The following is a 21,987-nucleotide window of genomic DNA, read 5'->3' on the forward strand; positions in this document are numbered from 1 at the left end:
AACGGGGAGCCCGGGACCACTCCCGTCCCGGGCTCCCCGTCTCATTTCAGTCTCTGGCCGGGTCCAGGGGTGCCAGGAGGTCGTGCAGGGCCTCGAAGGTGCCCGGTCCGGCGGCGATGGTCAGCTCCGGGCCCGGGGCCGTCCCGTGCAGGCCCTCGATGCGCCCGCCCGCCTCCTGGACGATCAGCCCTCCGGCGGCGATGTCCCACGCCTGGACGCCGCGCTCGTAGTAGGCGTCCGCCCGTCCGGCCGCGAGGGAGCACAGGTCCACGCAGCAGGAGCCGCCCCGCCTGATGTCGCGGATGTTCGGCAGCACCCCGGTGAGGACCTCCGCCTGCCGGGCCCGCCGTCCCGCCGCGTAGCCGAACCCGGTGGACACGAGCGCCCTGCCGAGCGGCACGTGCTCGTTCACGCGTAGCCGGCGCTTGCCGGACGCGGTGTGCTGGAAGGCGCCGCCGCCGCGCACCGCCGTGTACGACTCGCCGCGGCGCGGTATCCCGATGGCGCCGGCGACGACCTCGCCGTCCACCTCGGCGGCGATGCTGACCGCCCAGTCGGGCAGGTCGTAGAGGTAGTTCACGGTCCCGTCGATCGGGTCGACCACCCAGCGGACGCCGCTGCCCCCGGCCCGGGTGCCGCCCTCCTCGCCGAGGAAGCCGTCGTCGGGGCGGACCGCCCGGATCCGCTCGATGATCAGCTGCTCGGCGGCCCGGTCCATCTGGGTGACGACATCGGTCGGGGACGACTTGGTCTGGACGACGTCCGGGCCGTCCGCCGGGCGCTCGTCGATCAGCATCCGGCCGGCCTCGCGGACGGTCGCCGCGGCCAGTTCCAGCAGTTCCTCGGCCAGACTCATGAACTCTCTTCCAGAAGGTGGCGGGGCAGCGCGGCGAAGCGCGGGTCGGTTCCGGGCGTGGCGGCCCGCGCGAACGCGAGCCCGAGTTCGGCCGCCCGTCCCGCGGCCTCGACGTCGAGGTCGTACTTGACCTCCATGTGGTCGGAGACGAAGCCGATCGGCACGACCGCGACGGCGCGTACGCCTTCGCCGTGCAGTTTCTCCAGGTGGTCGGTGATCTGCGGCTCCAGCCACGGTTGGCTCGGAGGTCCGCTCCGGCTCTGGTAGACGAGATCCCACGCCTCGCCGGAGGCCTTCCGCGCGACCGTCTCAGCGGCCTTCTCCAGCTCTGCGACGTACAGGTCGCGGTTGGGCTGGGACAGCGGCACGCTGTGCGCGGTGAAGACCAGCCGCGCGCCGTCCGGGAGGCGGCTCAGCGCGTCCTTCGCCGCGTCCACGAACGGGTCGACGAAGCCGGGCCGGTCACAGTAGACGGGCAGCTTGTCGATCTCGGGAGCGCCCGGGACCTCTTCACGCGCACGCGCGATGTCGTTGAGGTACTGGTCGTTCGTGGAGTAGCCGCTGTAGGCCGACGTGACGAACGCGGCCGCGCGCCGGATCCCGTCCTCCTTCATCTGCCGGACGGTGTCGGCGAGGTACGGGGTCCAGTTCCGGTTGCCCCAGTACACGGGCAGGTCCACGCCGTGGGACGCGAAGTCGGATTCGATCGCGGACTTGAGGTCCCGGCACAGCCGGTTGATCGGACTGACCCCGCCGAAGAGGTGGTAGTGCTCCCCGACCTTCTCCAGGCGTTCCCTGGGGATGTTCCGGCCACGGGTGACGTTCTCCAGGAACGGGATCACGTCCTCGGGCCCCTCCGGCCCCCCGAAGGACAGCAGAAGCAACGCGTCGTAGGACGTCATGCCCCCATCCAACCAGCCCCCGCCCGCTGCCCGGTCAAGGGTCTAGTCGTAACGGGCCTGGTAGGCCCGGGCCAGGTTGAGGACCTTCTGGACGTACCAGTCTGCGTGGTTGTAGCGCCATATTGCGGTGTAGAGCTGTTTGCCGCCCCTTCCCGCGCCGTTCGAGCACAGGTATTTGGCCGCCCCCGGGATGGCGTCGTAGGGGTTCATGATGTCGGCCTTGCCGTCCCTGTCGCCGTCCACTCCGAACGACTTCCACGTCGACGGCAGGAACTGCATCGGGCCGAGGGCGCCCGCGCTGGAGAGGCCGGCGTTGCGCCCGTGGTCGCTCTCGACCTGGCCGATGGCGGCGAGCACCGTCCAGGACAGGCCCGGGCAGCTGGTGGCCGCCTGCTTGTACAGGTCCAGATAACTGCCCGGACGGCCGCCGTCGGCGGGCGTCCGGTACTTGCCGTCGTGCAGGTTCAGCACGCTCGTGCCGGAGCCGAGGACCTTGCCGACGGCCTTCACGACCTTGGCCGGGCTCACCCCGGGGGCGTTGACGAGGAGCGCCACGTTGGGCACGAGGCCCATCTCGCCACCGGACTTCCCGCTGACGAGCATGTCGATGCCGGGCAGGCCGAGGGTTCCGGAGCCGCCCATCGTCAGCTTCGGCATCGTCCGCCCCACCACCGGGTACTGGTAACCGCGGGTGAGCTGGAGCTGCTCCGCGGCGGCCGGCGACACCACGAACCGGTCTCCCGCCAGCGCCTCCCAGAGGCCGGTGTTCTTCGCCGTCCCGGGCGGCGTCCACGAACGGAACGCCGACGGGTCCACGGCGAACGCGTTCACCTGGCGGCCCTGGAGCTGGACGGCGCCCCCGGCGACCGCCATCACGTCCTTGACCCGGCCGAGCCGGGCTATCCGCTTGATCTTGGCGGCGGGGATCGAGCCGGTGCCGACCGCGAGCACGTCCGGCGGCACGACGCGGCGCAGCGGTGCGACCTGGCCGCCGGTGGCCACGTTGACCGGATCGCCCGGCACGCTGGGCGGCGCCTCCTGCGGGGTGTCCGACGCCGCCGGCTCCGCCTTCTGCGTCGTCAGCGCCGCGTAGACGCCGCCGGAGGTGCTGGCGACGGCGAGCACGGCGATGCCGCCGGCGAGGAACGGCAGCGCCCGGCCGCCCCGCCGCCTGCCCGGCCGCGTCCCGGTGCGCGGTGCTGAAGGAGGAGCCACACCATTTCCCAACGAGTATCGCTACGGACGGTTACCCTGCCGTGGTTACCGGATCGTACGGTATCGCCGGATCTGTGCCCCGTGCCCGGCCATCAAAAAACGTGAACTTTCCTCACGATCGAATCCTGAGTAGAGTCACCGCATGTCCCCCGTGACGAACCAGAAGTGGCAGAACTGGGCGGGAAACCAGCAGGCCACACCACGCCGCGTCGCGACACCGCGCACCGCCGGAGAGGTGGCCGCGGCCGTCCGGTCGGCCGCCGGCGACGGCCTCACGGTCCGCATGACCGGCACAGGACACTCCTTCACCGGCGCCGCCGTCGCCGAGGGCGTCCTGCTCCGTCCCACCGCGCTCAACGCGGTCCGCTCCGTGGACACCGCGAGCGGGCTCGTCACCGTCGAGGCGGGGCTCCCGCTACAGGCGCTCAACCGCGTCCTGGACGAGCACGGTCTCGCGCTGGCCAACATGGGTGACATCCAGGAGCAGACGGTCGCGGGCGCCCTGCAGACCGCCACTCACGGCACCGGACGCGACGCCGCCGGGCTCGTCTCCCAGGTGGCCGCCCTGGAACTCGTCCTGGCGGACGGCACGATCGTCACGTGCTCGCGGGAAGAACGTCCCGACCTGTTCGACGCGGCCCGCGCGGGACTCGGCGCGCTCGGCATAGTCACCGCCATCACGTGGCAGACCGTCCCGGCGTTCCTCCTGCGCGCGCAGGAGGAGCCGATGAAGTGGGACGAGGTGCTCGCGCGCGTCGACGAGTTCGACGCCGCCAACGAGCACTTCGAGTTCTACTGGTTCCCGCACACCGAGGGCTGCCTGACCAAGCGCAACAACCGCGTCGAGGGTCCTACGCAGCCGCTGTCCACGTTCAGGCACTGGCTGGACGACAGGTTCCTGTCCAACACGGTCTTCGAAGCCGTCAACAAGGTCACCCACCTGGCCCCGGCCACGACGCCCTTCGTGAACGGCATCTCCGCCAAGGCGCTCGGTGCCCGCACCTACAGCGACACCTCGTACAAGGTCTTCACCAGCCCGCGAACGGTCCGCTTCAAGGAGCAGGAGTACGCGATCCCGCGCGAGGAACTCGTCCCCGCGTTGCGTGAGCTCCGCGCCCTGTTCACCAAGAGGGGCTGGCAGATCAGCTTCCCCATCGAGGTCCGGCTGCTCCCAAGCGAGGACGCGTGGCTGTCCATGGCGCACGGGCGCCAGAGCGCGTTCATCGCCGTGCACGTGTATCACCGCGACCCGCACGCGGACTACTTCCGCGGCGTCGAGGAACTCCTGATCACGCTCGGCGGCCGCCCCCACTGGGGCAAGCTGCACACCCGCGACGCCGAGTATCTGGAGAAGGCGTACCCGAGGTTCGGCGACTTCCTCGCCCTGCGCGACCGGCTCGACCCGGACCGGCGCTTCGCCAACCCGTACACGAGGCAGGTCTTCGGCGAGTAGGGCCCGCATCGTCAAGCACGGCGGCCCCGTTCCACCCCCCGAGGCACGGTGTGGAAAAGGATGCACAAGAATCGGGCAGGGCGACCCCTCGCCGGTCGCGACACCGGCAAGCTTGGGCAGGTGCCCCCTTCGACCTCGTGAAGGGGGCTTCGAGAGCGGCGATGTTCGGACATGCCGGGTACGGTGCTGGCAGCAGGTGTGTCCGAAAGAGAGACTCGGGAACCCGGGGGAAGGGCACGCATGCGCCCTCGGTGGGCATCGGACGGCCGACCGTTGAGAGCACGGTCGGTGCGGTCCGGCGTCCTCCGTGCCATATGGACAGGGCAGGAAGGACACGCATGCAGGAGCTGCGCCTCGTCGCGGTCAGCGAGGACGGTACGTACCTCGTCCTGGCCACCGCGGGCCGAGGCACCCGGTTCACCCTGCCCGTCGACGACCGGCTCCGCGCCGCGGTCCGTGGGCACTTCTCCCGCCTCGGCCAGTTCGAGATCGAAGTGGAGAGTCCCTTGCGCCCCAAGGAGATCCAGGCCCGCATCCGGTCCGGGGAGACCGCGGAGGAGATCGCCGAGTCGGCGGGCATCCCGGTCGAACGGGTCCGCTGGTTCGAGGGCCCGGTCCTGCAGGAACGCGAATACATGGCCCAGCAGGCGCAGCGCGTCGCCGTCCGCCGTCCCGGCGATTCCACCCCGGGCCCGCCGCTCGGCGAGACCGTCGAGGAACGCCTCGGCCGCGGCGGCGTCGACCTGGAAGAGGTCGAGTGGGACTCCTGGAAGTGCGAGGACAACACCTGGCGCGTCCGGCTGTCCTTCTTCGAGGGCGGCCGGCCGCACGCCGCCGAGTGGACCTTCGACCCGCGCCGCCGGCACGTCTCCCCGCTGGACGAGATCGCCGCCCGGCTCACCGCCGTCGAATGGGACGACGACGCCCTCTCCGACACCGTGACCCCGCTCGTTCCGCGCCGTCCCGCCATGAAGGTCGTCTCCAGCGACCGCGACGTGCCCGCCCGCGGCCTCCCCGCCGAGCCCGAGCAGCCCGGCGCGCCCGGGCCGCTCCGCGCCGCGGAGCCCCGCGAGTACCTCATCGACCGCGGCCGCATGGCCGACCCCCGCCCCGGCTTCCGCGAGGCGTCCGAGGCCGCCTCGCTGCGCGAGGCCGCCCAGCCCCGCGCGACCGACCTTCCCCGGGAGACGGGCGCGCCCGGTGCGGGCACCGAGGGACGCGCGACCGCCCCGGCGGGTGTCCCCCGCCCCAGTGAGCCCCACGCCTCCGAAGCCGCCCGGCCCGGCGGCACCTCCGAGCCGCGCGAGACCGCTCAGCTCCGCGAAGCCGCACAGCCGCGCAGCGCGTCACCGGCACGCGACACGTCCCGGACGCAGGAGAACGCACAGCAGCGCGAGGTGGCCAAAGGGCACGAGACGGCACAGTCCCACGAGGGATCCCGGCCACGCGATACGTCCCAGCTGCGCGAAGACGCACAGTCCCGCGACGCCGTGGAGCCGCGCGACACGTCCGAACCACGCGACGCGGAGCCGCACGGGGCCGCGGACGCATCCCAGGCATCGCAGGAGCTGGACGAGTCCCGGACACGCGAAGCGGCGCAGCCGCGCGACGCTTCACAGGCACGCGACGATGGGCAAGAGCGCGAGGCCTCCGACGCACGCGAAACCTTCCAGGCACGTGACACGGCGGAGGCCCGCGATGCGGCGCGGGAAAGCGACCTTTCCCAGGCCGGCGAAGTGACAGAAGTCAGCGGTGCCGCCCAGCTCGGGGAGATGACCGATTCCGACGAGGCCGCAGAGGCACTTGGGGCGTCTTCGGAGCAGGAAACCGGCGAGGTCCGCGAGAGCGTGCGCGAGGCCGCCCCGGCGGACGGTACCGGCGAACCGGTCGAGACGGCGCAGGATGCTGAGGCGCCGCAGGCGGTCGATGCGGATGAGATCGCCGGCGAGGAGAGCGAGCCGGACGGGTCCGACACGGAGCTCCCGGCAACGGCCGCCACCCGGCCGGAGGCCGAAGCCGACGGCTCGCGCCCCGACGAGGGGACGGAGGCCGCCGCGGACTCCGGTGCCGGTGCGCCGGCCGGCCCGCGGGAACCGGGCGAGGGCAGGCCGGCGGCCCAGCGGCAGGCGCCGCGCCCGCCGGCCAAGAAGAAGCCGGCGAGCCGTCCGGCCATGCCCGCCGCTCAGGACAAGCCGGCCACAGGCTCGCCCGCGGCGGCGAGCGGGGAACCGGCGGCTCCGCAGCGGCCGGCGCGGCGGCGCAAGGCGAAGGGCAAGCGCGCTTCCGTCCCGTCCTGGGACGAGATCATGTTCGGCGCCCGGCGTCCCGAATAGCCGCGGACTCCGGGGCGGGCGGCCCGTCCAGGAACGGCGTCAGCCAGTCGGGGGTGATGGCGGTGGCGAGGGCCACCGCGTCCTCCTCGGACATGTCCGCCGCCGAGTAGCCGCCGTCGCCCGCGCCGACGGCGGCGAAGAGGGTGGCCAGGCCGAGCCTCCGCTGGAAGAGGGTCCGGCGGATCCGCCAGCCGACGATGGCGCTGTGCTCGACGACGACCTGCCGGCGCCGCAGCGAGCCCGAGCGGACGCTGAGGCGCTCCCCGTCGGTGGCATGGCCCAGCTGGCGGTAGCGATCCAGCCCGAGCGGGACCGCCAGGACGGCGAAGGCCGCGAACACGTAGGCGACCAAGGGCTGGCCCGCGATGATCGCCAGGATCGCGATGCCGGCCGGGGGCGCCACCGCGCGTGCGACGCGGCGGCTCCGCGCGGCCCGCGGGTGCGCGGTCAGCGGCCCCGGCACGTTGCCCGCGACGCGCGCGGCGAGGGCCTCGGCGACCGCGCGGGGTGAGGCGGGCAGGAGCCGGCCGCGATGAGCCGCGTCCCCGAGGCCGGTGATGAGCGCGCCGAGACGGGTGACGCCCGCCATCCGCTCGAAGGGGTTGTCGGTGAGTTCGACGCCGCGCAGCCGGCGGCGTTCGAGGGAGACGCTGCGGCGGGTGACGAGCCCGCGCTCGGCGACGACGGAGCCGTCCCGCTCGTGGACGGTGAAGTCCCAGTTGAAGAGGGTGAAGGCGATCACCGACATGACCGGCATGGCGACCAGCGTCAGGATGACCAGCGCGAGGACCAGCGCGGTGGGCAGGCCCACGACGTCGTGGCCGAGGTTCTCCACCCGTTCCCGCGTGATGAGGCCGAGGTCGTCGCCGAGGTTGTAGACGGTCCCGAGGAGGCTGCCCGCCAGCGCGAAGGGCGTCAGCAGGTAGGCGCCGCTGAGCGGGGCGTACACGTACCAGCGCCGCCGCATGCGCCCGAGGACGCGCTGGGGCGGAGCTGGCGCGTCCCGGGTGAGCAGGACGCGGCGGAGCCGCTCGGCCTCGTGGCGGGAGACCGCGTTGAGTTCGCCTTCCCCTCCGTCCGCGCCGGCGTCGATGTGGACGATCGCCAGCCCGAGCAGCCTGTGCGGAAGGGAGGAACTGATGTCCACACCCCGGATCCGGTCGCGCGGGATGCTCTTGACCGACCGTCCTATGAGCGCGCGCCGCAGTTCTATGCGGTCGTCATGGAGGATGTAGGTGAACGTCACCCAATTGGCGACGTGGAAGAGCAGCCCGAAGGTGAGCCCCACGAGCGTGAAGTAGAACGCCGTGGACATCCCGCCGACGAGAAGGCCCGTGGCGCCGGCGGCGAGCAGGGCGACGAGTTCCCGGACGGCGCCGACGACGAACGTGAGGGGATGCAGCCGGAGGTTCACGTGGCGTCGTCGCGGAGGTCGTGCGCACGGTGCGCGAGGTCTTCGGCGAGGCGGGTCGCGACGTCCACGGGAAGGCCGGACACCTCCGAGGAGCCGGTGTGGGAGGCCGTGTTGACCTCGATGGTGGCGAGACCCAGCATCCGCTCGATCCAGCCCTGCTTGCTGTCGACGGTCTGGATGCGCCCCACGGGCACCAGCAGCCACTCGCGGCTGAACCAGCCCGTCCGGGTGTAGACGACGTCGGCGCTGACCTCCCAGCGGTGGACGCGGTAACGCCACACGGGCGCGACGGTCACCATCAGCAGTCCCGCGATGCCCACGACGTAGGGCAGCCAGCCGACCCGGCCGGTCAGCCAGCCGGGCAGCGCGTCCCAGCCGGAGTCGCCGACCCAGGCGGCCACGCCGAGGGAGAGACCGAACGCGAGCCCCCACACCAGCAGGTATTCGATCACCCAATGCGCGATGGCGCGGGGCGAGACCCGGTGTGCGGGCGGCCGCAAACGCGGCGGGCGCGGCCCCCCGCCGTCCAGCTGGCGACTGCGCCGCACCGACGTCACACCGCGAGTTTAGAACGCCGCGCGCCCTCCTCCGCCGCCACCGTGGGCCGGGACCGGCCGGAACCGGCGGCACGATCGCTGGACCGCCGGCGTTTTGTCAGTGGCGGCTGCAACGGTGGGAACGCGTCTCTCGTCCCCGGCGGTGCAGTGCCGAGGGCGGCGGAAAAACTGGATGCGCATCGCCCGGACACCGCATATTTTGGCTGGTTCCTCGGTCAGAGGGACACGGACGTCCGGCACCGAGTACCTAGGAGATCACATGACCTACGCGATCCAGGCCGACGGCCTGGAGAAGCGCTTCGGTGAGACCCAGGCGCTGGCCGGGGTCTCCCTCACCGCCGACCCCGGAACGGTCCTCGGCGTCCTCGGGCCCAACGGCGCGGGCAAGACGACCATGACCCGGATCCTCGCCACGCTGATCGAGCCGACCGGCGGCACCGCCCAGGTCGGCGGGTTCGACGTGGTGAAGGACGCGCACAAGGTGCGCCAGCTCATCGGCCTGACCGGCCAGTACGCCGGGGTCGACGAGATGCTCACCGGCACCGAGAACCTCGTCCTCATCGGACGGCTGCTCGGGATCTCCCGGGGCGCCTCCAAGGCGCGGGCCGCCGAACTGCTCGAACGGTTCCAGCTCACCGAGGCCGCCGAGCGCGCGGCCAAGACGTACTCGGGCGGCATGCGGCGCCGTCTCGACCTGGCGGCGAGCCTCGTCGGACGTCCGCAGATCCTGTTCCTGGACGAGCCGACCACGGGCCTCGACCCGCGCAGCCGCAACGGCCTCTGGGACATCGTCCGCGGCCTGACCGACGACGGCGTCACCGTCCTGCTCACCACGCAGTACCTGGAGGAGGCCGACCAACTGGCCGACGACATCATCGTCATCGACCGCGGCCAGGCCATCGCGCACGGCACGTCCGACGTGCTGAAGGCGCAGGTCGGTGGGCAGGTGCTGGAGGTCAGGCCGGTCAACGCCACGGACGTGCAGACCGTCGCGAAGATCGTCGGCGAGCTCGCCGAGGCCGTCCCGGAGGTCCGCGATGACCTGGTCAGCGCGCCCATCACCGATCCGCAGCTGATGCCCGCCGTGGTCCGCCGCCTCGACGACGCGGGGGTCGCCGTCGGCGAGCTGTCGCTGCGCAAGTCCAGCCTGGACGAGGTGTTCTTCGCCCTCACCGGCCACCACACCGACGACATCGACGCCGAGGCGGACGAACTCGCCCAGGCGGCCGACAAGGAAGAGGCGTCCGCATGACCACCGCGACGTTCGCACCGGAGGGCCTGTCCAAGCGGATCGCCCCGGCCACGGCCGTGCGCAACACGATCACGCTGGCCTGGCGCAATCTGGTGCAGATCAAGCACAACCCGATGGAACTGCTGGACCTGTCCATCCAGCCCATCATGTTCGTGCTGCTGTTCGCCTACGTGTTCGGCCCGGCGATGACCGGCAGCGTCGAGAAGTACCTGCCGGTCGTCATCCCCGGCATCATCGCGCAGAACGCGCTGTTCGCCGGAATGAGCACCGGTTTCGGGCTGAACACCGACATCACCAAGGGCGTGTTCGACCGGTTCCGCAGCCTGCCGATCGCGCGCAGCGCCCCGCTCGCCGGGCGGATCATCGCCGACACCGTCAAGCAGGCGTGGTCGATGATGATCCTGCTGCTGGTCGGGTTCGCCATCGGCTTCCGGATCGAGACGAACCTGCTGGCGCTGCTGACCGCGTTCATCCTCCTGCTGACCTTCGCGATCCTGTTCTCCTGGACGTCGGTCTTCATCGCGATGAAGGTCAGCGAGCCGGAGAAGGTGCAGATCTTCGGATTCGTGGTGATCTTCCCGCTGAGCTTCCTCAGCACGGCGTTCATCCCGACCACCAAGGGCATCCCCGGCTGGCTGGCCTTCGTCATGGACAACAGCCCGGTCACCCAGCTGGTGGAGGCGATGCGCGGCCTGCTGGTCGGCGGCCCCGTCCTCGAACACGCCGCGGTCGCGCTGGCCTGGGGCGTCGGCATCTCCCTGGTGTTCGCCCCCCTCTCCCTCCGCGCCTTCAAACAGCGGGCGTGATCTCCCAGGGGGCGACCCCCTGGAACCCTCGTCACGAGCCGGTGCCGGGCTTGAGGTCCTCTACGAGCGGAGCGAAGTCTTTGAGGATGTCCTCGAAGGTTCGGGTCTGGCCGCGGGTGTAGGCGGTGGTGAAGGGTTCTTCGCCCAGGTCGGCACGGGTTGCCGCCTCGATGGCGAGGGAGTCGGCCAGGGAGAGGTCGCGGGTGCCGCGCAGGGCGTCGGCCGTGCCGAGGAGTTCGGCGGCACGGACGGGGTCGCCGAGGACGCGGGCACGTTCGGCGTGGCCGGCCAGGACCTGCGAGACGATCGGGTAGTCGCGTGTCCGGACGGCGCAGCGCAGCGCTTCGTCCAGGCGCGCGGTGGCCTCGCCCATCGCGCCGATCGCCATGTCCAGCTGGGCGCGGGCGCAGAGGACCATGGCGCGGAAGTGCGGCGGATCTGAAAGGTTCTCGGTGAGCTCGTCCGCGTGCGACAGGCGGCGCAGGGCCCCGGCCGTGTCGCCGGAGCGGCGGGCAAGCTCGCCGAGCTGATAGTGGAGCGCGACCGTCTCCTCCTGCCCGCGGAGACCGTCGGGGTCGCGCAGGGCGGCGTGGAGCATCGCCTCGGCCCGGTCCCGCTCGCCCATCAGGTCGAGTTCGTTCGCCAGCTTCATGCGGACGTGCAGGAGCCCGGCGGTGCCGCCGCCGAGTTCCGAGTCCAGCCGGAGCGCCTCCTCGTAGAGGGCCGCGGAGCCGGAGTGGTCGCCGTGGCGGCCGAGCACCTCGGCCTGCGAGGTGAGAGTGAACGACAGGCCCCAGCGGTCTCCGGACTCGCGGAAGGCGGCGAGCGCCCGCGCGAAGTCGGCCTCGATCTCATCGAGCCGGCCGAAGTTGTGCGCGATCTGGCCGTGGACGAAGTATCCGATCCCCCGCACCCACGGGTCGGGGTCCACCAGGAGGGCGTCGCTGCCCAGAATGGACGGGCTGTCCCAGCCGACCTCGTACATCTGCGTGGTTTCGAGCATCAGCCGCAGCATCGGGTGCAGGGACGCGCGGTCGAGCCCGGCGCAGATGTCCTGGGCGCGGGCGAGCCAGGCCGGGACGCGGTCACCGCGGCGGCCGTCCAGCGAGGCCAGGGCGCCGAGTGCGAGGGCCCGGGCGGTGACCTGATCGTCGGGGACGCCGGGCAGGGCGAGGATCTCCTCCAGCGCGTCGGCGCCGTCGCCGATCCGGCCGTGCAGGAACCAGTACCAGCCCAGCGCCGCGCAGAGCCGCATCGCGAGCGGCGCGTCCCCCGCGGAGATCGTCCAGCGCAGCGCGGCGGACGTGTTGTCCTGCTCCGCGGTCAGCCGCCGCAGCCAGGGAAGCTGGCCGGCGCGGGTCAGGTGCGGTTCGGCGTCCTCCGCCAGCCGGACGAAGTGCTCGGCGTGCGCCCGCCTGACCGCGTCCTCCTCGCCGGACTCGGCGAGCCGTTCGAGACCGTAGGCGCGGATCGTCTCCAGCATCCGGTAGCGGGGCTCGCCGCCCGTGCCGGTGATGGTCAGCAGCGACTTGTCGACGAGCGCGGCGAGAACGTCCAGGATCCCGGCGGGGTCCAGGCCAGGGCCGGCGCACACCGACTCGGCGGCCTCCGCGGTCGCGCCGCCGGGGAAGACGGCGATACGGCGCCAGAGCGCGCGTTCGGGCTCGTCCAGGAGGTCCCAGCTCCACTCGACGACGGCCCGGAGCGTCCTGTGGCGGGGCATGGCGGTGCGGCTGCCTGAGCTGAGCAGCGCGAAGCGGTTCCCGGAGCGGAGCTCCGGCGGAGCGGAGGGAGCCGGTTCGGCCTGCCCTTCCGGGGGGTGTTTCGGGGCGTCCCCCCGCAGGAGACCGAGCCGGACGGCGACCTGCTCCGGTGTCATCGCGCGGAGCCGGGCGGCGGCCAGCTCGATCGCCAGCGGCATCCCGTCCAGCGCCCGGCAGATCCGGACGATCGACGCGGCATTGGCCCCGGTGACCTCGAATCCCGGCGAGACGGCGGCGGCGCGGTCGGCGAACAGCCGGACGGCCGGGCAGGCCAGCGCCTCCTCCGGGCCCGCGGACGGCGCCGGCCGCTCCAGCGGCTCCACCGGCCAGAGCGTCTCCCCGGTGATGCCGAGCGGTTCCCGGCTGGTCGCGAGGATCCGGACGCCGGGGCAGCGCTCCAGCACCGCCTCGGCGAGCCGGGCCGCGGCGTCCAGCAGGTGCTCGCAGTTGTCCAGCAGGAGCAGCAGCCGCCTTTCCGACAGCGCCGAGACGAGCCGGCCGGCCGCGTCCGGCGCGGGCCCGGCGGTGATCAGGCCCATCTCGCGGAGCCCGAGCGCGGTGAGGACCGCGGCCGGGACGTCTGCCGGGTCGGTGACCGGGGCCAGCTCGACGAGCCAGGCGCCGCCCGGCATCCGGCCGGCCGGCCGCCGGGCCGACTCCAGAGACAGCCGGCTCTTGCCCGAGCCGCCGGGCCCGGTCAGCGTGACGAGCCTGGCCCGCGACAGCATCTCGTCCACCTGACGGAGGTCGGCGTCGCGACCGATGAAGCTGGTCAGCCGGGCGGGCAGGTTGCCCTTCGACGGGGGCTCGGGTGGCGCCGCCTCCGGCCGGAGCGACGCGTCCTGCCGGAGCACCGACAGGTAGACGGCCTCCAGTTCGGGTGACGGGTCGACGCCGAGCCCCTCCTCCAGGGCCCGCCTGGCGTCCTCGTACAGGGCGAGGGCCTCCGCCTGACGCCCCGCCGCGTAGAGGGCGCGCATCAGCAGGGCGATCACCGGTTCGTGCAGCGGATCGCCGGCGGCGAGGGCCCGCAGTTCGGGGATCAGCTCAGCGTGGCGGCCGAGCGCCAGTTCGGCGTCGAGCCGTTCCTCCAGCGCGGTGCGGCGGAGTGAGTCCAGGCGCGCGGCGGGCGCCTCCGCGAAGCGCAGCCCGGCCGCGTCGGCGAGCGCCGGGCCGCGCCAGAGGGCGAGCGCCTCACCGAACCCGGCCGACCGCGCCTCCGGGGAGGCGGCGCGGCGCGCGGCGCGCACCCGCGCCTCGAAGTCATGGACGTCGACCGCCTCGGGAGGCAGGGCGAGCCGGTACGCGCCGGGCCGCGACTCGATCACGTCCCGTCCGATCGCGGTGCGAAGCCTCGACACGAGCGACTGCAGCGCGTTCGGCGCGCCGCGCGGCACCTCGTCCTCCCAGAGCGCGTCGATGATCCGCTCGGCCGGGATCACCGTGCCCGGGTCGAGCGCGAGCAGCGTCAGCAGGACCCGCAGCGCGCGCCCCCGACCGCGACGGGCGCGCCGTCGTCCGCCCGCACCTCCAGGGACCCCAGTATCCCGATCCGCACACCCCGATTCTCCCCCAGAACGGGCGACGCCCCGGCGGTCGCGGGGACCGCCGGGGCGTCGTGGTGCCGTGGATCAGGCCGCGGACTCGGTGGCCTTGGCCTTCGCCCTCGCGTCGTCGAGCGCCGCCAGCTCGAAGTCGGCGCGCGGCTGCTCGATGGTGGCGAGCGAGATGGTCTCGCGCTTGAGGAACAGCGCGAGCGTCCAGTCCGCGATGACGCGGATCTTCCGGTTGAAGGTCGGGACCATCGCACCGTGGTAGCTGCGGTGGAAGAACCACGCGGGCCAGCCCTTGAGCTTGATGCCCAGGGGGTTCGCCACGCCCTTGTGGAGGCCGAGCCCGGCGACGGTGCCGAGGTTGCCGTGCACGTAGGGCTTGAGGGTCTTGCCGCGCAGCGACCGGACGATGTTGTCGCCGAGCACCTTGGCCTGGCGGACCGCGTGCTGGGCGTTCGGCGGGCAGAACATGCCGTCCTGGGTGAGGTCCGGGATCGCGGCGTTGTCACCCGCGGTGAAGGCGCGGACCAGGCCCTCGATGGTGAGGTACTCGGTGCCCTTCACGCGGCCCCGCTCGTCCACCGGGAGGTCGCCGTGCCGGACGACCGGGGACGGCTTCACGCCCGCGTTCCACACCAGCGTCCCGGCCGGGAAGCGGCTGCCGTCCGACAGCTCGATCTGCCCGTCCACCGCCGACTCCAGGTAGGTGCCCATCTTCACCGCGATGCCGCGGCCGCGCAGCTGCTCGGCGGTCCACTTGCCCATGTCCGGGCCGACCTCCGGCAGGATCCGGTCGGTGGCCTCGACCAGCACGAACCGCAGGTCCTGCGGGGTGACCTTGCGCATGTACTTCGTCGCGTCGCGGGTCATGTCCTCAAGCTCGGCGACCGCCTCGACGCCGGCGAACCCGCCGCCGACGAACACGAAGGTCAGCGCCTTGCGGCGCAGCTCCACATCGTCGGTCGACTCGGCGATCTCCAGTTGCTCCAGCACGTGGTTGCGCAGGTGGATGGCCTCGCCGACCGTCTTCAGGCTGATGCCGTGCTCGGCGAGCCCGGGGATCGGCAGCAGCCGCGGCACCGCGCCGGCCGCCATGACCAGGTAGTCGTAGGAGATCCGCTCCGGCGGCCCGGCCAGCGGCTGGACGATGGCCCATCGCTCGTCGTGGTTCAGCTCGGTGACCCGCGCCTTGCGGACGGTGCACTTCGGCAGCACCCGGCGCAGCGGGACGACGACGTGCCGCGGGGAGATGTTCCCGGCGGCGGCCTCGGGAAGGAACGGCTGGTACGTCATGTACGAGTTGGGGTCAACGACGGTGACCTTCACCTCGCCCCGCCTGAGCTCGCGCTTCAGCTTCTTCTGCAGGCGCAGGGCGGTGTACATGCCCACATAGCCGCCACCCACGATGAGGATGTGGGGAGCGCCAGGGGTCCCCTCGGCGGTCCTGGCCATTGCGGCCCTCCAATGTCACGGTCGGCTTGTGAAGACATTCACAAGCTAGCTCATCCAACGCCCTCGACACCAATCGATAACCACGAAAGAACAACGAAACTTCCGCTTCTGGCAAACCAGAGCGCTAGATCGGGTGTGAAACCCGCCACTCCTTCGCCAATTTTTGACTGGAACGCGACAAAGCACGCATGACGAACGTCACAGTGCCCCCGGCCGGGCCGGCCGGGCCCGAGGCCGGGCGAACGGCCCGTTCCACCCCCGGGAAAGCCCTAAGGTTGGGGCGGACGAGGAAGGGGGCGCCGGCGGCGGGACGCACGCGGCCGAGATGCGGGGCCGAGATGACGGCGATCCGGCGGCGCGCGGCGTACGATCTCGCCCGGGAGCGTATCGATGATGAGCAGAGACCGGCGTCCGATCGCGGCCGCGGCGGGGGCCCTCGCGCTCGCCGGGGCCCTGAGCGGCTGCGGCCTGATCGGCGCACCGCAGAACAAGAGCGCCGAACTGTCGGAGTGGTTCACGGTGACCAGCCCGGTCTTCCGGGATGGCGGCGACTTGCCCCCGCGGTACGGCTGTTCGACGTACCCTGGCGGACAGGGAAAGACCCCGCCCCTCCGTTGGTCGGGCACGCCGGCCGGGACCAGATCGTTCGCGATCGTCGTGGACGACCCGGACGCCTCCGGCGGCGCCCGCGTCCATTGGGTGATCGCGGGCATCGACGGGACGGTGAACGAGATCGTCGAAGGTGCCCGGCTGGACAGGACCGTCGAAGGGTTGACCACAGGCAGGAAGAAGGCGGGCTACGCGCCCCCGTGCCCGCCCAAGGGAAAGAAGCACCGGTACCGGTTCACCATCTACGCGCTGGACGATCCGGCACCGTTCCAGAACGGCGCAGAACTGAAGGACTCGCTCCCCGCCATCGCCGAGCACACGGTGGGACGCGGACGGATCACCGGGAACTTCGGCGGCGAGCGGGCGCGTTGACCGTGGGGCCTGTGAGCACAGGGTCAGGGCGAACGCCTCCGGGGGCCGGAGCTGACAGGGGTGTGCGGGTCGGCGAGGTTTGCCGATCGGCACTCGCCGTGTGAGGGTAAATGTGCGCGAAGGGTGTGACAACGGTCATAGCGGTCGGAGAGAATCGAGCTGAGCCGAGGCGGCGGAGGCCCGTGACAATCCGGTCGCTGGCGACAATCGGGACGGACCCGCGGTCCGCGCTGGCGACTCTCGCCGGGCCAAGGCATTGGGTGGTGGCATGACTTCTTACATCGTGGTCTTCGGCCTCATTGTGGTCGTGGTCCTGGTGGTCGTCCTCGTGGCCCTGGGCCTGCGGGCCAGCAGGGCGGGACGCGACGACGACTGGATGGACGACGAGCCGAAGCAGCCGCGCGGCCGCCGTGCAGCCCCACCGCAGGAGCCGATGGGCGGCGGCCCGGACGAGTACGGCCCGGGATACAACGACGGGTACGACGAGGGCGGCTACGATCGCGCGCCCGAGCCCGCCGTCGACCGCCGCGTCGCCGGCGGCCCGCTCGCCGCTCCCACCGCCCCGCCCCCGCAGGCGCCGCCGGCTCCCCAGGCACCGCCGCCTCCGCCCCCCGGCCAGGCGTCCGACGAGATGGAGGACGACGACTACTGGGCGACGATCACCTTCGACAAGCCCAAGTTCCCCTGGCAGCACGACCATGACGGCGGGCGCCCGGAGCCGGACCCCGCCGCCGACCCGCTGAACGCGCAACCTCCCCCGCCCGAGCAGCCGGCGGTCGAGCCGCCGGGCCTCACCCAGCCCGTGTCGCTGAGCGCCGACGGCACCGTCCTCAACGGTCTCGGCGGCGGGACGGGCCCGCAGCAGATGCCCCCCGGTCCCGCCGGATTCCAGGGCGGCTCCCCGTTCCCGGGCAACGACCCGTTCGCCGGCAACGACGCCTACCCCGCGAACGACCCGTTCCCCGGCAACGACCCGAGCGCGACCTCGCTCGACCCGATCCCGACCGACCTCGGCCCGGGCGGTTCCGGCATACCGGGCGGCCCGCAGTCTCCCTACGGCGGCCCGGGCGTGCCCGACCAGCCGGCGTACGGCGGGCAGGAGCCGCAGCCCGCGTACGGCGCGGCCGACTACGGCTCCGGCGACCCGTCCTACGGCGGGCAGGACCAGTACGGCGGGCAGGACCAGTACGGGGTGCCCGACCAGCAGCCGCAGTACGGCTCCCAGGAGCCGTCCTACGGCGACTACGGCTCGGATCCGCTGGGCGGCCGTCCGGCCGCCGCAGGCCCGCCGCCCGCCCGCCCGGACTTCGACATCCCGCTCGGCTCGTCCGGCCCCGGCGGGCCGCTCGGCGGCGGCGACCCGCGGGTGTCCGACCCGCTCGGGCTGCCGATCGGCCGCCCCGACGAGCCGTCCGCACCGCCCGCTCCCCCTGTGACCCCACCGGCTCCCCCGGCTCCCATGGCGCCGGCCGCGCACGCCGGCCCCGGCGGGGGGTCGGACACCGACGGCCACAAGCTCCCGACCGTGGACGAGCTTCTCCAGCGCATCCAGTCCGACCGGCAGCGGTCGGCGCCGCCGCCCGCGTCCGACACGGGCGGCTCCTACGGCGGCTCCCTCAACGACCCGCTGGGCGACCCCCTCGGCACCGGCTCCTACGGGACGAACGCGCCCGGCGCGCCGGGTTCGCAGGGCACCGGGAACACCGGTCCGTGGCCGTCGCCGTCCGGCGGGCAGGTCGGCGGGTACGACTCGGGCATCGGGTCCGGCCCGGGCTACGACTCCGGGATCGGGGCGTCCTCCGGGTACGGGCAGGGCCAGCCGGGCGACGGCTACCCGACGTCCCCGGCGTACGGCGAGTCGCCGCGCTACGACGACCCGCTCGGCGGCGGCCGCGAGCCCTTCGGCGGGTTCGGCGGCGCGGAGGGCGGCCAGGGTCCGGGCACCGGTCCGGGAACGGGCCCGGGCGGCGCCGGGGCCTACGGCGACTTCAGCGGCAGCAGCTACAACGGCGGCGACCCGCTGTCCGCGCCCCCCGACCAGGGTGCGCCCGGCGGCTACGGCGACCCGAACGCCACCCAGGCCTACGGCTCCGGCTACCTCGGCGGCACGCAGCAGCAGCCGGGCGGCTACCAGCAGGGCGGGCCGCCGAACGACAACCCCCAGTACGGCTCGCACCAGCCCACCGACGACTGGGAGAACTACCGCCGCTAGACAGCCGCACCACGACGAGGGCCGCCGGATCCGTCCGGCGGCCCTCGTCTCATTGGGGAGCGCGTCCGCGCCACCCGGTGCGGGGTCGGCTTCCGCGGCCGCGTGGCGTCCCGGCTGAAGGCGAGCGAATCCTGGTTATATACGTTGAGTGACTTCAAAGCCACTCAACGTATCCGTTCTTCGGCGGGACCTGCTCGCGTCGTTCGTCGTGTTCCTGGTCGCGATCCCGCTGTCGCTGGGCATCGCGGTGGCGTCCGGCGCACCGGTCGCCGCCGGGCTGGTCGCCGCCGTCGCGGGCGGCGTCGTCGCGGGCCTGATCGGCGGCTCGCCGCTTCAGGTCAGCGGGCCGGCCGCCGGGCTGACCGTGGTCGTGGCCGAACTCGTGCAGACCTACGGCTGGCGCGCCACCTGCATGATCACCCTGCTCGGCGGGCTGCTGCAGCTCCTGCTGGGCGCCACCCGGGTCGCCCGTGCCGCCTTCGCCGTCTCGCCCGCGGTGGTGCACGGGATGCTCGCCGGGGTCGGCGGCGTCCTCGTGCTGGCGCAGGTCCACGTGATGCTGGGCGGCAGCCCGCAGGGGTCCGCCGTCGCCAACCTGCGGGAGCTGCCCGGCCAGCTCCTGCACCCGCACACGCATCCGGCCCTCGTGGGCGGTCTGACCCTCCTCGTTCTGCTGGTCTGGTCCCGGCTGCCCCGCGGCGGGTGGCTGCTCCTCGTCCCCGGCCCGCTGCCCGCCATCGCGCTCGCCACCGTGGCCGTCTGGTCGCTCGGCTGGAACGCCCGGCGGGTGGACCTCCCCGACACCCTCCTCGGCGGCTGGAGCCCGCCCGTCCCGCCGCACGGTTCGCTGCCGGGCATCGCGGGCGCGGTGGTCTCCGTCGCGCTCGTGGCGGCCATCGAGTCGCTCCTGTGCAGCGTGGCGATCGACCGGGCACGGCCGGCCGGCGTCCGGCGCGCCGACCTCGACCGGGAGCTGCTGGGCCAGGGCGCCGGCAACGTGGTGTCCGGGCTCCTCGGCGGGCTGCCGGTCGCGGGCGTGATCGTCCGCAGCACGGCCAACGTCGAGGCGGGCGCCCGCTCCCGGACGTCCACCGTGCTGCACGGCGTGTGGGTGCTGGTGCTCGCGCTGTCCTGCGGCCCGGTGATCGAGCAGGTGCCGCTGTCGGCCCTCGCGGCGCTGCTGGTCGTGCTCGGCATGAAGCTGATGGACACCGCCCGCGTGCGCGATCTCCGGCACCACCGTGAGTGGCCCGCCTACTACGCCACCTTCGCCGGCGTGGTCCTCCTCGGCCTCGGCGAGGGCGTGCTGCTCGGCATCGGGATCATGGCGGTGCTGGCGCTGCGCCGGCTGACCCGGCTCTCCGTCCGCTCCGAGCAGCTCGCCCGGGAACCGGACGACGGCCCCGGCCCGGCCCGCACGCACGTGGTGGTCGAGGGCACCCTGACCTTCCTCGGCGTCCCGAAGGTGACGCGCGTGCTCCAGGCCGTCCCGGCCGGCTCCAGCGTCGACCTGGACCTCAACGTCGACTTCATGGACCATGCCGCGTTCGACGCGATCCACCAGTGGCGGCTGGCGCACGAACGCCAGGGAGGGAGGGTCGACATCGACGAGGTTCACGAGGCTTGGTATGAAAGAGCCGTGACAGGCGATATGTCCCAACCACGTAAAACGCCCCCCAGCCGCTGGTGGGCCCCCTGGGCGAACCGGAGGCGGCGCTCGGAGGCCGAACTCGACGCGCCCGAGATGTCCCCGGCGGACGTGCTGCTGAACGGCGTCCGGGAGTACCACGGCCGCACGGCCCGGCTCGTCCGTCCGATCATGGCCGAGCTCGCGATGGAGCAGAAGCCCGAGCACCTGTTCATCACCTGCGTGGACTCGCGCGTCGTCCCCAACATCATCACCGCGAGCGGGCCCGGCGACCTGTTCATCAACCGCAACGTCGGCGCCCTCGTCCCCCGGTACGGGACGCGGACGCCCGACGACTCCGTCTCCGCCACCGTCGAGTACGCCACCAACGTCCTCGACATCCGGACGATCACGGTCTGCGGCCACTCCAACTGCGGCGCGATGGCCGCGCTGCTGGCGGGCGGCACCGAGGTCGAGCACCTGCACGGGCTGTCCCGGTGGCTGAAGCACGGGAACCACAGCCTCGCCCGCTTCCTCGCGGAGAACCCGGCCGGCGACGAGCCGCCCCTGGCCCGCCTCTGCAAGATCAACGTAATGCAGCAGCTCGACAACCTGCTGACCTACCCGTGGCTCCGGGAGCGGGTCGAGGCCGGCGAGATCGAGCTTGTCGGCCTCTACCTGGACATCCAGTCCGCCACCGTCGAGATCCTCGACCACACCGCCGGCGCCTTCGTCCCCGTCCCCGCCAAGGCCCCGGACACCCGGACCCTCACCTGAGCCGCGGGCCGTCCCCCGGCGGGACGGCCCGCGCCCGGCGGGTTCCTCACCAGCGGCCGACGAGTTCGTCCTCGTGGTGCGCGTAGTCCCGCACGTACACCCCCGTCACCCGGCGCGCCTGCCGCGTGCGCCGGTCGGTGGCCGGAAGGAACAGGGCGTCGCGCCGGCTGGCGCGCGAGAAGTCCCACAGGTACGCCAGGCCGCCCAGCATCCCGGCGACCACCATGGCCGCGAACACGATGATGATCATCACCGCTCCTTTCCCCGGGGCCCAGCACCGCTGCCCCGCCGCCGTCACCGATCAGGGCGATCAGCTCTTACCAGGACGGTAATGGCCGCGTTTCAAGCTCTCTGTGTCGTATGACCCGATTTCCGGGAGTCGCACGCCTCAGGACGAGCACGGTGCCGGCCAGATGCCGGGGGGCGGACGAGCCGGCCTGTAAGCCGGGTTCTGTGCCCGCCGGCCCTCGCGGGCGGCGGGTGACGGCCATCCATCTCGGGCCGCCGTTGCCGGCGGCCTCCAGCGGTCTACCCGCAGGCTCGGGCGAGCAGCCCTCGGACACCTGCGCGGGGCCTCTCGCGGGGCCCCTTCTTGACCTTGCTCCGGGTGGGGTTTACCGAGCCGCCCACGTCACCGTGGGCGCTGGTGAGCTCTTACCTCACCGTTTCACCCTTACCACCGGCGGACCGGTGGCGGTCTGCTTTCTGTGGCACTGTCCCGCGGGTCACCCCGGGTCGGCGTTACCGACCACCCTGCCCTGTGGAGCCCGGACTTTCCTCGACGGGGATCGCTCCCCGACGCGGCCGTCCGGCCGGCTCGTCCGCCGTGCTTCA

At 72.8% G+C, this 21,987-nt stretch carries 15 protein-coding genes and 1 other RNA gene; 7 read left to right on the top strand and 9 right to left on the bottom strand.

Annotation, left to right across the window (positions count from 1 at the left end):
• Nucleotides 1-46: 46 nt before the first annotated feature.
• The 3 genes from ACQPXG_RS32235 to ACQPXG_RS32245 are packed head-to-tail and all read right to left on the bottom strand — an operon-like array spanning nucleotide 47 to nucleotide 2,973.
• Nucleotides 47-856 (bottom strand): inositol monophosphatase family protein, encoded by an 810-nt coding sequence (locus ACQPXG_RS32235; RefSeq protein ID WP_433462900.1) that lies wholly within the window; start codon nucleotides 854-856, stop codon nucleotides 47-49.
• Nucleotides 853-1,758: a ferrochelatase gene (locus ACQPXG_RS32240; RefSeq protein ID WP_433462901.1), complete on the bottom strand. Its 906-nt coding sequence runs from the start codon at nucleotides 1,756-1,758 to the stop codon at nucleotides 853-855. The genes ACQPXG_RS32235 and ACQPXG_RS32240 overlap by 4 nt, the downstream gene beginning before the upstream one ends.
• A 42-nt stretch (nucleotides 1,759-1,800) precedes the next feature.
• Nucleotides 1,801-2,973: a lytic transglycosylase domain-containing protein gene (locus ACQPXG_RS32245; protein ID WP_433462902.1), complete on the bottom strand. Its 1,173-nt coding sequence runs from the start codon at nucleotides 2,971-2,973 to the stop codon at nucleotides 1,801-1,803.
• Nucleotides 2,974-3,115: 142 nt separating this feature from the next.
• Between ACQPXG_RS32245 and ACQPXG_RS32250 the strand changes: the two genes are divergently transcribed.
• Together ACQPXG_RS32250 and sepH are read left to right on the top strand one after the other, a co-directional pair.
• Entirely contained in the window at nucleotides 3,116-4,426 is a 1,311-nt protein-coding gene (locus ACQPXG_RS32250) for a D-arabinono-1,4-lactone oxidase (protein WP_433462903.1), read from the top strand.
• Between the two features lie 338 nt (nucleotides 4,427-4,764).
• Entirely contained in the window at nucleotides 4,765-6,759 is a 1,995-nt protein-coding gene (gene sepH / locus ACQPXG_RS32255) for a septation protein SepH (RefSeq protein ID WP_433462904.1), read from the top strand.
• Here the strand turns inward: sepH and ACQPXG_RS32260 are convergent.
• Nucleotides 6,731-8,173 (bottom strand): PH domain-containing protein, encoded by a 1,443-nt coding sequence (locus ACQPXG_RS32260; protein ID WP_433462905.1) that lies wholly within the window; start codon nucleotides 8,171-8,173, stop codon nucleotides 6,731-6,733. The genes sepH and ACQPXG_RS32260 overlap by 29 nt on opposite strands.
• Nucleotides 8,170-8,730, bottom strand: a complete 561-nt coding sequence (locus tag ACQPXG_RS32265; protein ID WP_433462906.1) for a PH domain-containing protein — start codon at nucleotides 8,728-8,730, stop codon at nucleotides 8,170-8,172. Before ACQPXG_RS32265 ends, ACQPXG_RS32260 begins: the two co-directional genes overlap by 4 nt.
• Nucleotides 8,731-8,989: 259 nt before the next feature.
• On the opposite strand from ACQPXG_RS32265, the gene ACQPXG_RS32270 reads away from it, so the two are divergent.
• Nucleotides 8,990-9,982, top strand: a complete 993-nt coding sequence (locus ACQPXG_RS32270; protein ID WP_433462907.1) for an ATP-binding cassette domain-containing protein — start codon at nucleotides 8,990-8,992, stop codon at nucleotides 9,980-9,982.
• On the top strand, nucleotides 9,979-10,788 hold the full coding sequence (locus tag ACQPXG_RS32275) for an ABC transporter permease (RefSeq protein ID WP_433462908.1): 810 nt from the start codon (nucleotides 9,979-9,981) through the stop codon (nucleotides 10,786-10,788). Before ACQPXG_RS32270 ends, ACQPXG_RS32275 begins: the two co-directional genes overlap by 4 nt.
• A gap of 31 nt (nucleotides 10,789-10,819) precedes the next feature.
• Here ACQPXG_RS32275 and ACQPXG_RS32280 read toward each other — a convergent pair whose 3' ends face one another.
• Nucleotides 10,820-13,993, bottom strand: coding sequence for a BTAD domain-containing putative transcriptional regulator (locus ACQPXG_RS32280; protein WP_433462909.1), 3,174 nt, complete (start codon nucleotides 13,991-13,993; stop codon nucleotides 10,820-10,822).
• A 189-nt stretch (nucleotides 13,994-14,182) separates the two neighbouring features.
• Nucleotides 14,183-15,556 carry an NAD(P)/FAD-dependent oxidoreductase gene (locus ACQPXG_RS32285; protein ID WP_433462910.1) on the bottom strand — a complete coding sequence of 458 codons (1,374 nt, stop codon included), beginning with the start codon at nucleotides 15,554-15,556 and terminating at the stop codon, nucleotides 14,183-14,185.
• A 390-nt stretch (nucleotides 15,557-15,946) separates the two neighbouring features.
• Between ACQPXG_RS32285 and ACQPXG_RS32290 the strand changes: the two genes are divergently transcribed.
• From ACQPXG_RS32290 to ACQPXG_RS32300, 3 genes are all read left to right on the top strand, one after another.
• Entirely contained in the window at nucleotides 15,947-16,537 is a 591-nt protein-coding gene (locus ACQPXG_RS32290; RefSeq protein ID WP_433462911.1) for a YbhB/YbcL family Raf kinase inhibitor-like protein, read from the top strand.
• A gap of 268 nt (nucleotides 16,538-16,805) precedes the next feature.
• Nucleotides 16,806-18,749 (top strand): hypothetical protein, encoded by a 1,944-nt coding sequence (locus ACQPXG_RS32295; RefSeq protein ID WP_433462912.1) that lies wholly within the window; start codon nucleotides 16,806-16,808, stop codon nucleotides 18,747-18,749.
• 148 nt (nucleotides 18,750-18,897) lie between these two features.
• A complete protein-coding gene (locus ACQPXG_RS32300; RefSeq protein ID WP_433462913.1) occupies nucleotides 18,898-21,153 on the top strand; it encodes a SulP family inorganic anion transporter in 2,256 nt (751 codons plus the stop codon).
• Between the two features lie 46 nt (nucleotides 21,154-21,199).
• On the opposite strand, the gene ACQPXG_RS32305 is transcribed toward ACQPXG_RS32300, so the two are convergent.
• Together ACQPXG_RS32305 and rnpB are read right to left on the bottom strand one after the other, a co-directional pair.
• Complete coding sequence (locus tag ACQPXG_RS32305; RefSeq protein WP_433462914.1) at nucleotides 21,200-21,403, bottom strand: hypothetical protein; 204 nt, start codon at nucleotides 21,401-21,403, stop codon at nucleotides 21,200-21,202.
• Between the two features lie 174 nt (nucleotides 21,404-21,577).
• Nucleotides 21,578-21,973, bottom strand: an RNA gene (gene rnpB / locus ACQPXG_RS32310) — RNase P RNA component class A.
• Nucleotides 21,974-21,987: the final 14 nt, after the last annotated feature.

Source organism: Spirillospora sp. CA-128828, assembly GCF_050945415.1.
Taxonomy (GTDB): domain Bacteria; phylum Actinomycetota; class Actinomycetes; order Streptosporangiales; family Streptosporangiaceae; genus Spirillospora.

What these genes read in the sequence shown, in the direction of transcription:
- ACQPXG_RS32235 (WP_433462900.1), bottom strand. Translation starts at nt 856, where the DNA reads ATGAGTCTGGCCGAGGAACTGCTGGAACTGGCCGCGGCGACCGTCCGC.
- ACQPXG_RS32240 (WP_433462901.1), bottom strand. Translation starts at nt 1,758, where the DNA reads ATGACGTCCTACGACGCGTTGCTTCTGCTGTCCTTCGGGGGGCCGGAG.
- ACQPXG_RS32250 (WP_433462903.1), top strand. Translation starts at nt 3,116, where the DNA reads ATGTCCCCCGTGACGAACCAGAAGTGGCAGAACTGGGCGGGAAACCAG.
- sepH (WP_433462904.1), top strand. Translation starts at nt 4,765, where the DNA reads ATGCAGGAGCTGCGCCTCGTCGCGGTCAGCGAGGACGGTACGTACCTC.
- ACQPXG_RS32270 (WP_433462907.1), top strand. Translation starts at nt 8,990, where the DNA reads ATGACCTACGCGATCCAGGCCGACGGCCTGGAGAAGCGCTTCGGTGAG.
- ACQPXG_RS32275 (WP_433462908.1), top strand. Translation starts at nt 9,979, where the DNA reads ATGACCACCGCGACGTTCGCACCGGAGGGCCTGTCCAAGCGGATCGCC.
- ACQPXG_RS32285 (WP_433462910.1), bottom strand. Translation starts at nt 15,556, where the DNA reads ATGGCCAGGACCGCCGAGGGGACCCCTGGCGCTCCCCACATCCTCATC.
- ACQPXG_RS32290 (WP_433462911.1), top strand. Translation starts at nt 15,947, where the DNA reads ATGATGAGCAGAGACCGGCGTCCGATCGCGGCCGCGGCGGGGGCCCTC.
- ACQPXG_RS32295 (WP_433462912.1), top strand. Translation starts at nt 16,806, where the DNA reads ATGACTTCTTACATCGTGGTCTTCGGCCTCATTGTGGTCGTGGTCCTG.
- ACQPXG_RS32305 (WP_433462914.1), bottom strand. Translation starts at nt 21,403, where the DNA reads ATGATCATCATCGTGTTCGCGGCCATGGTGGTCGCCGGGATGCTGGGC.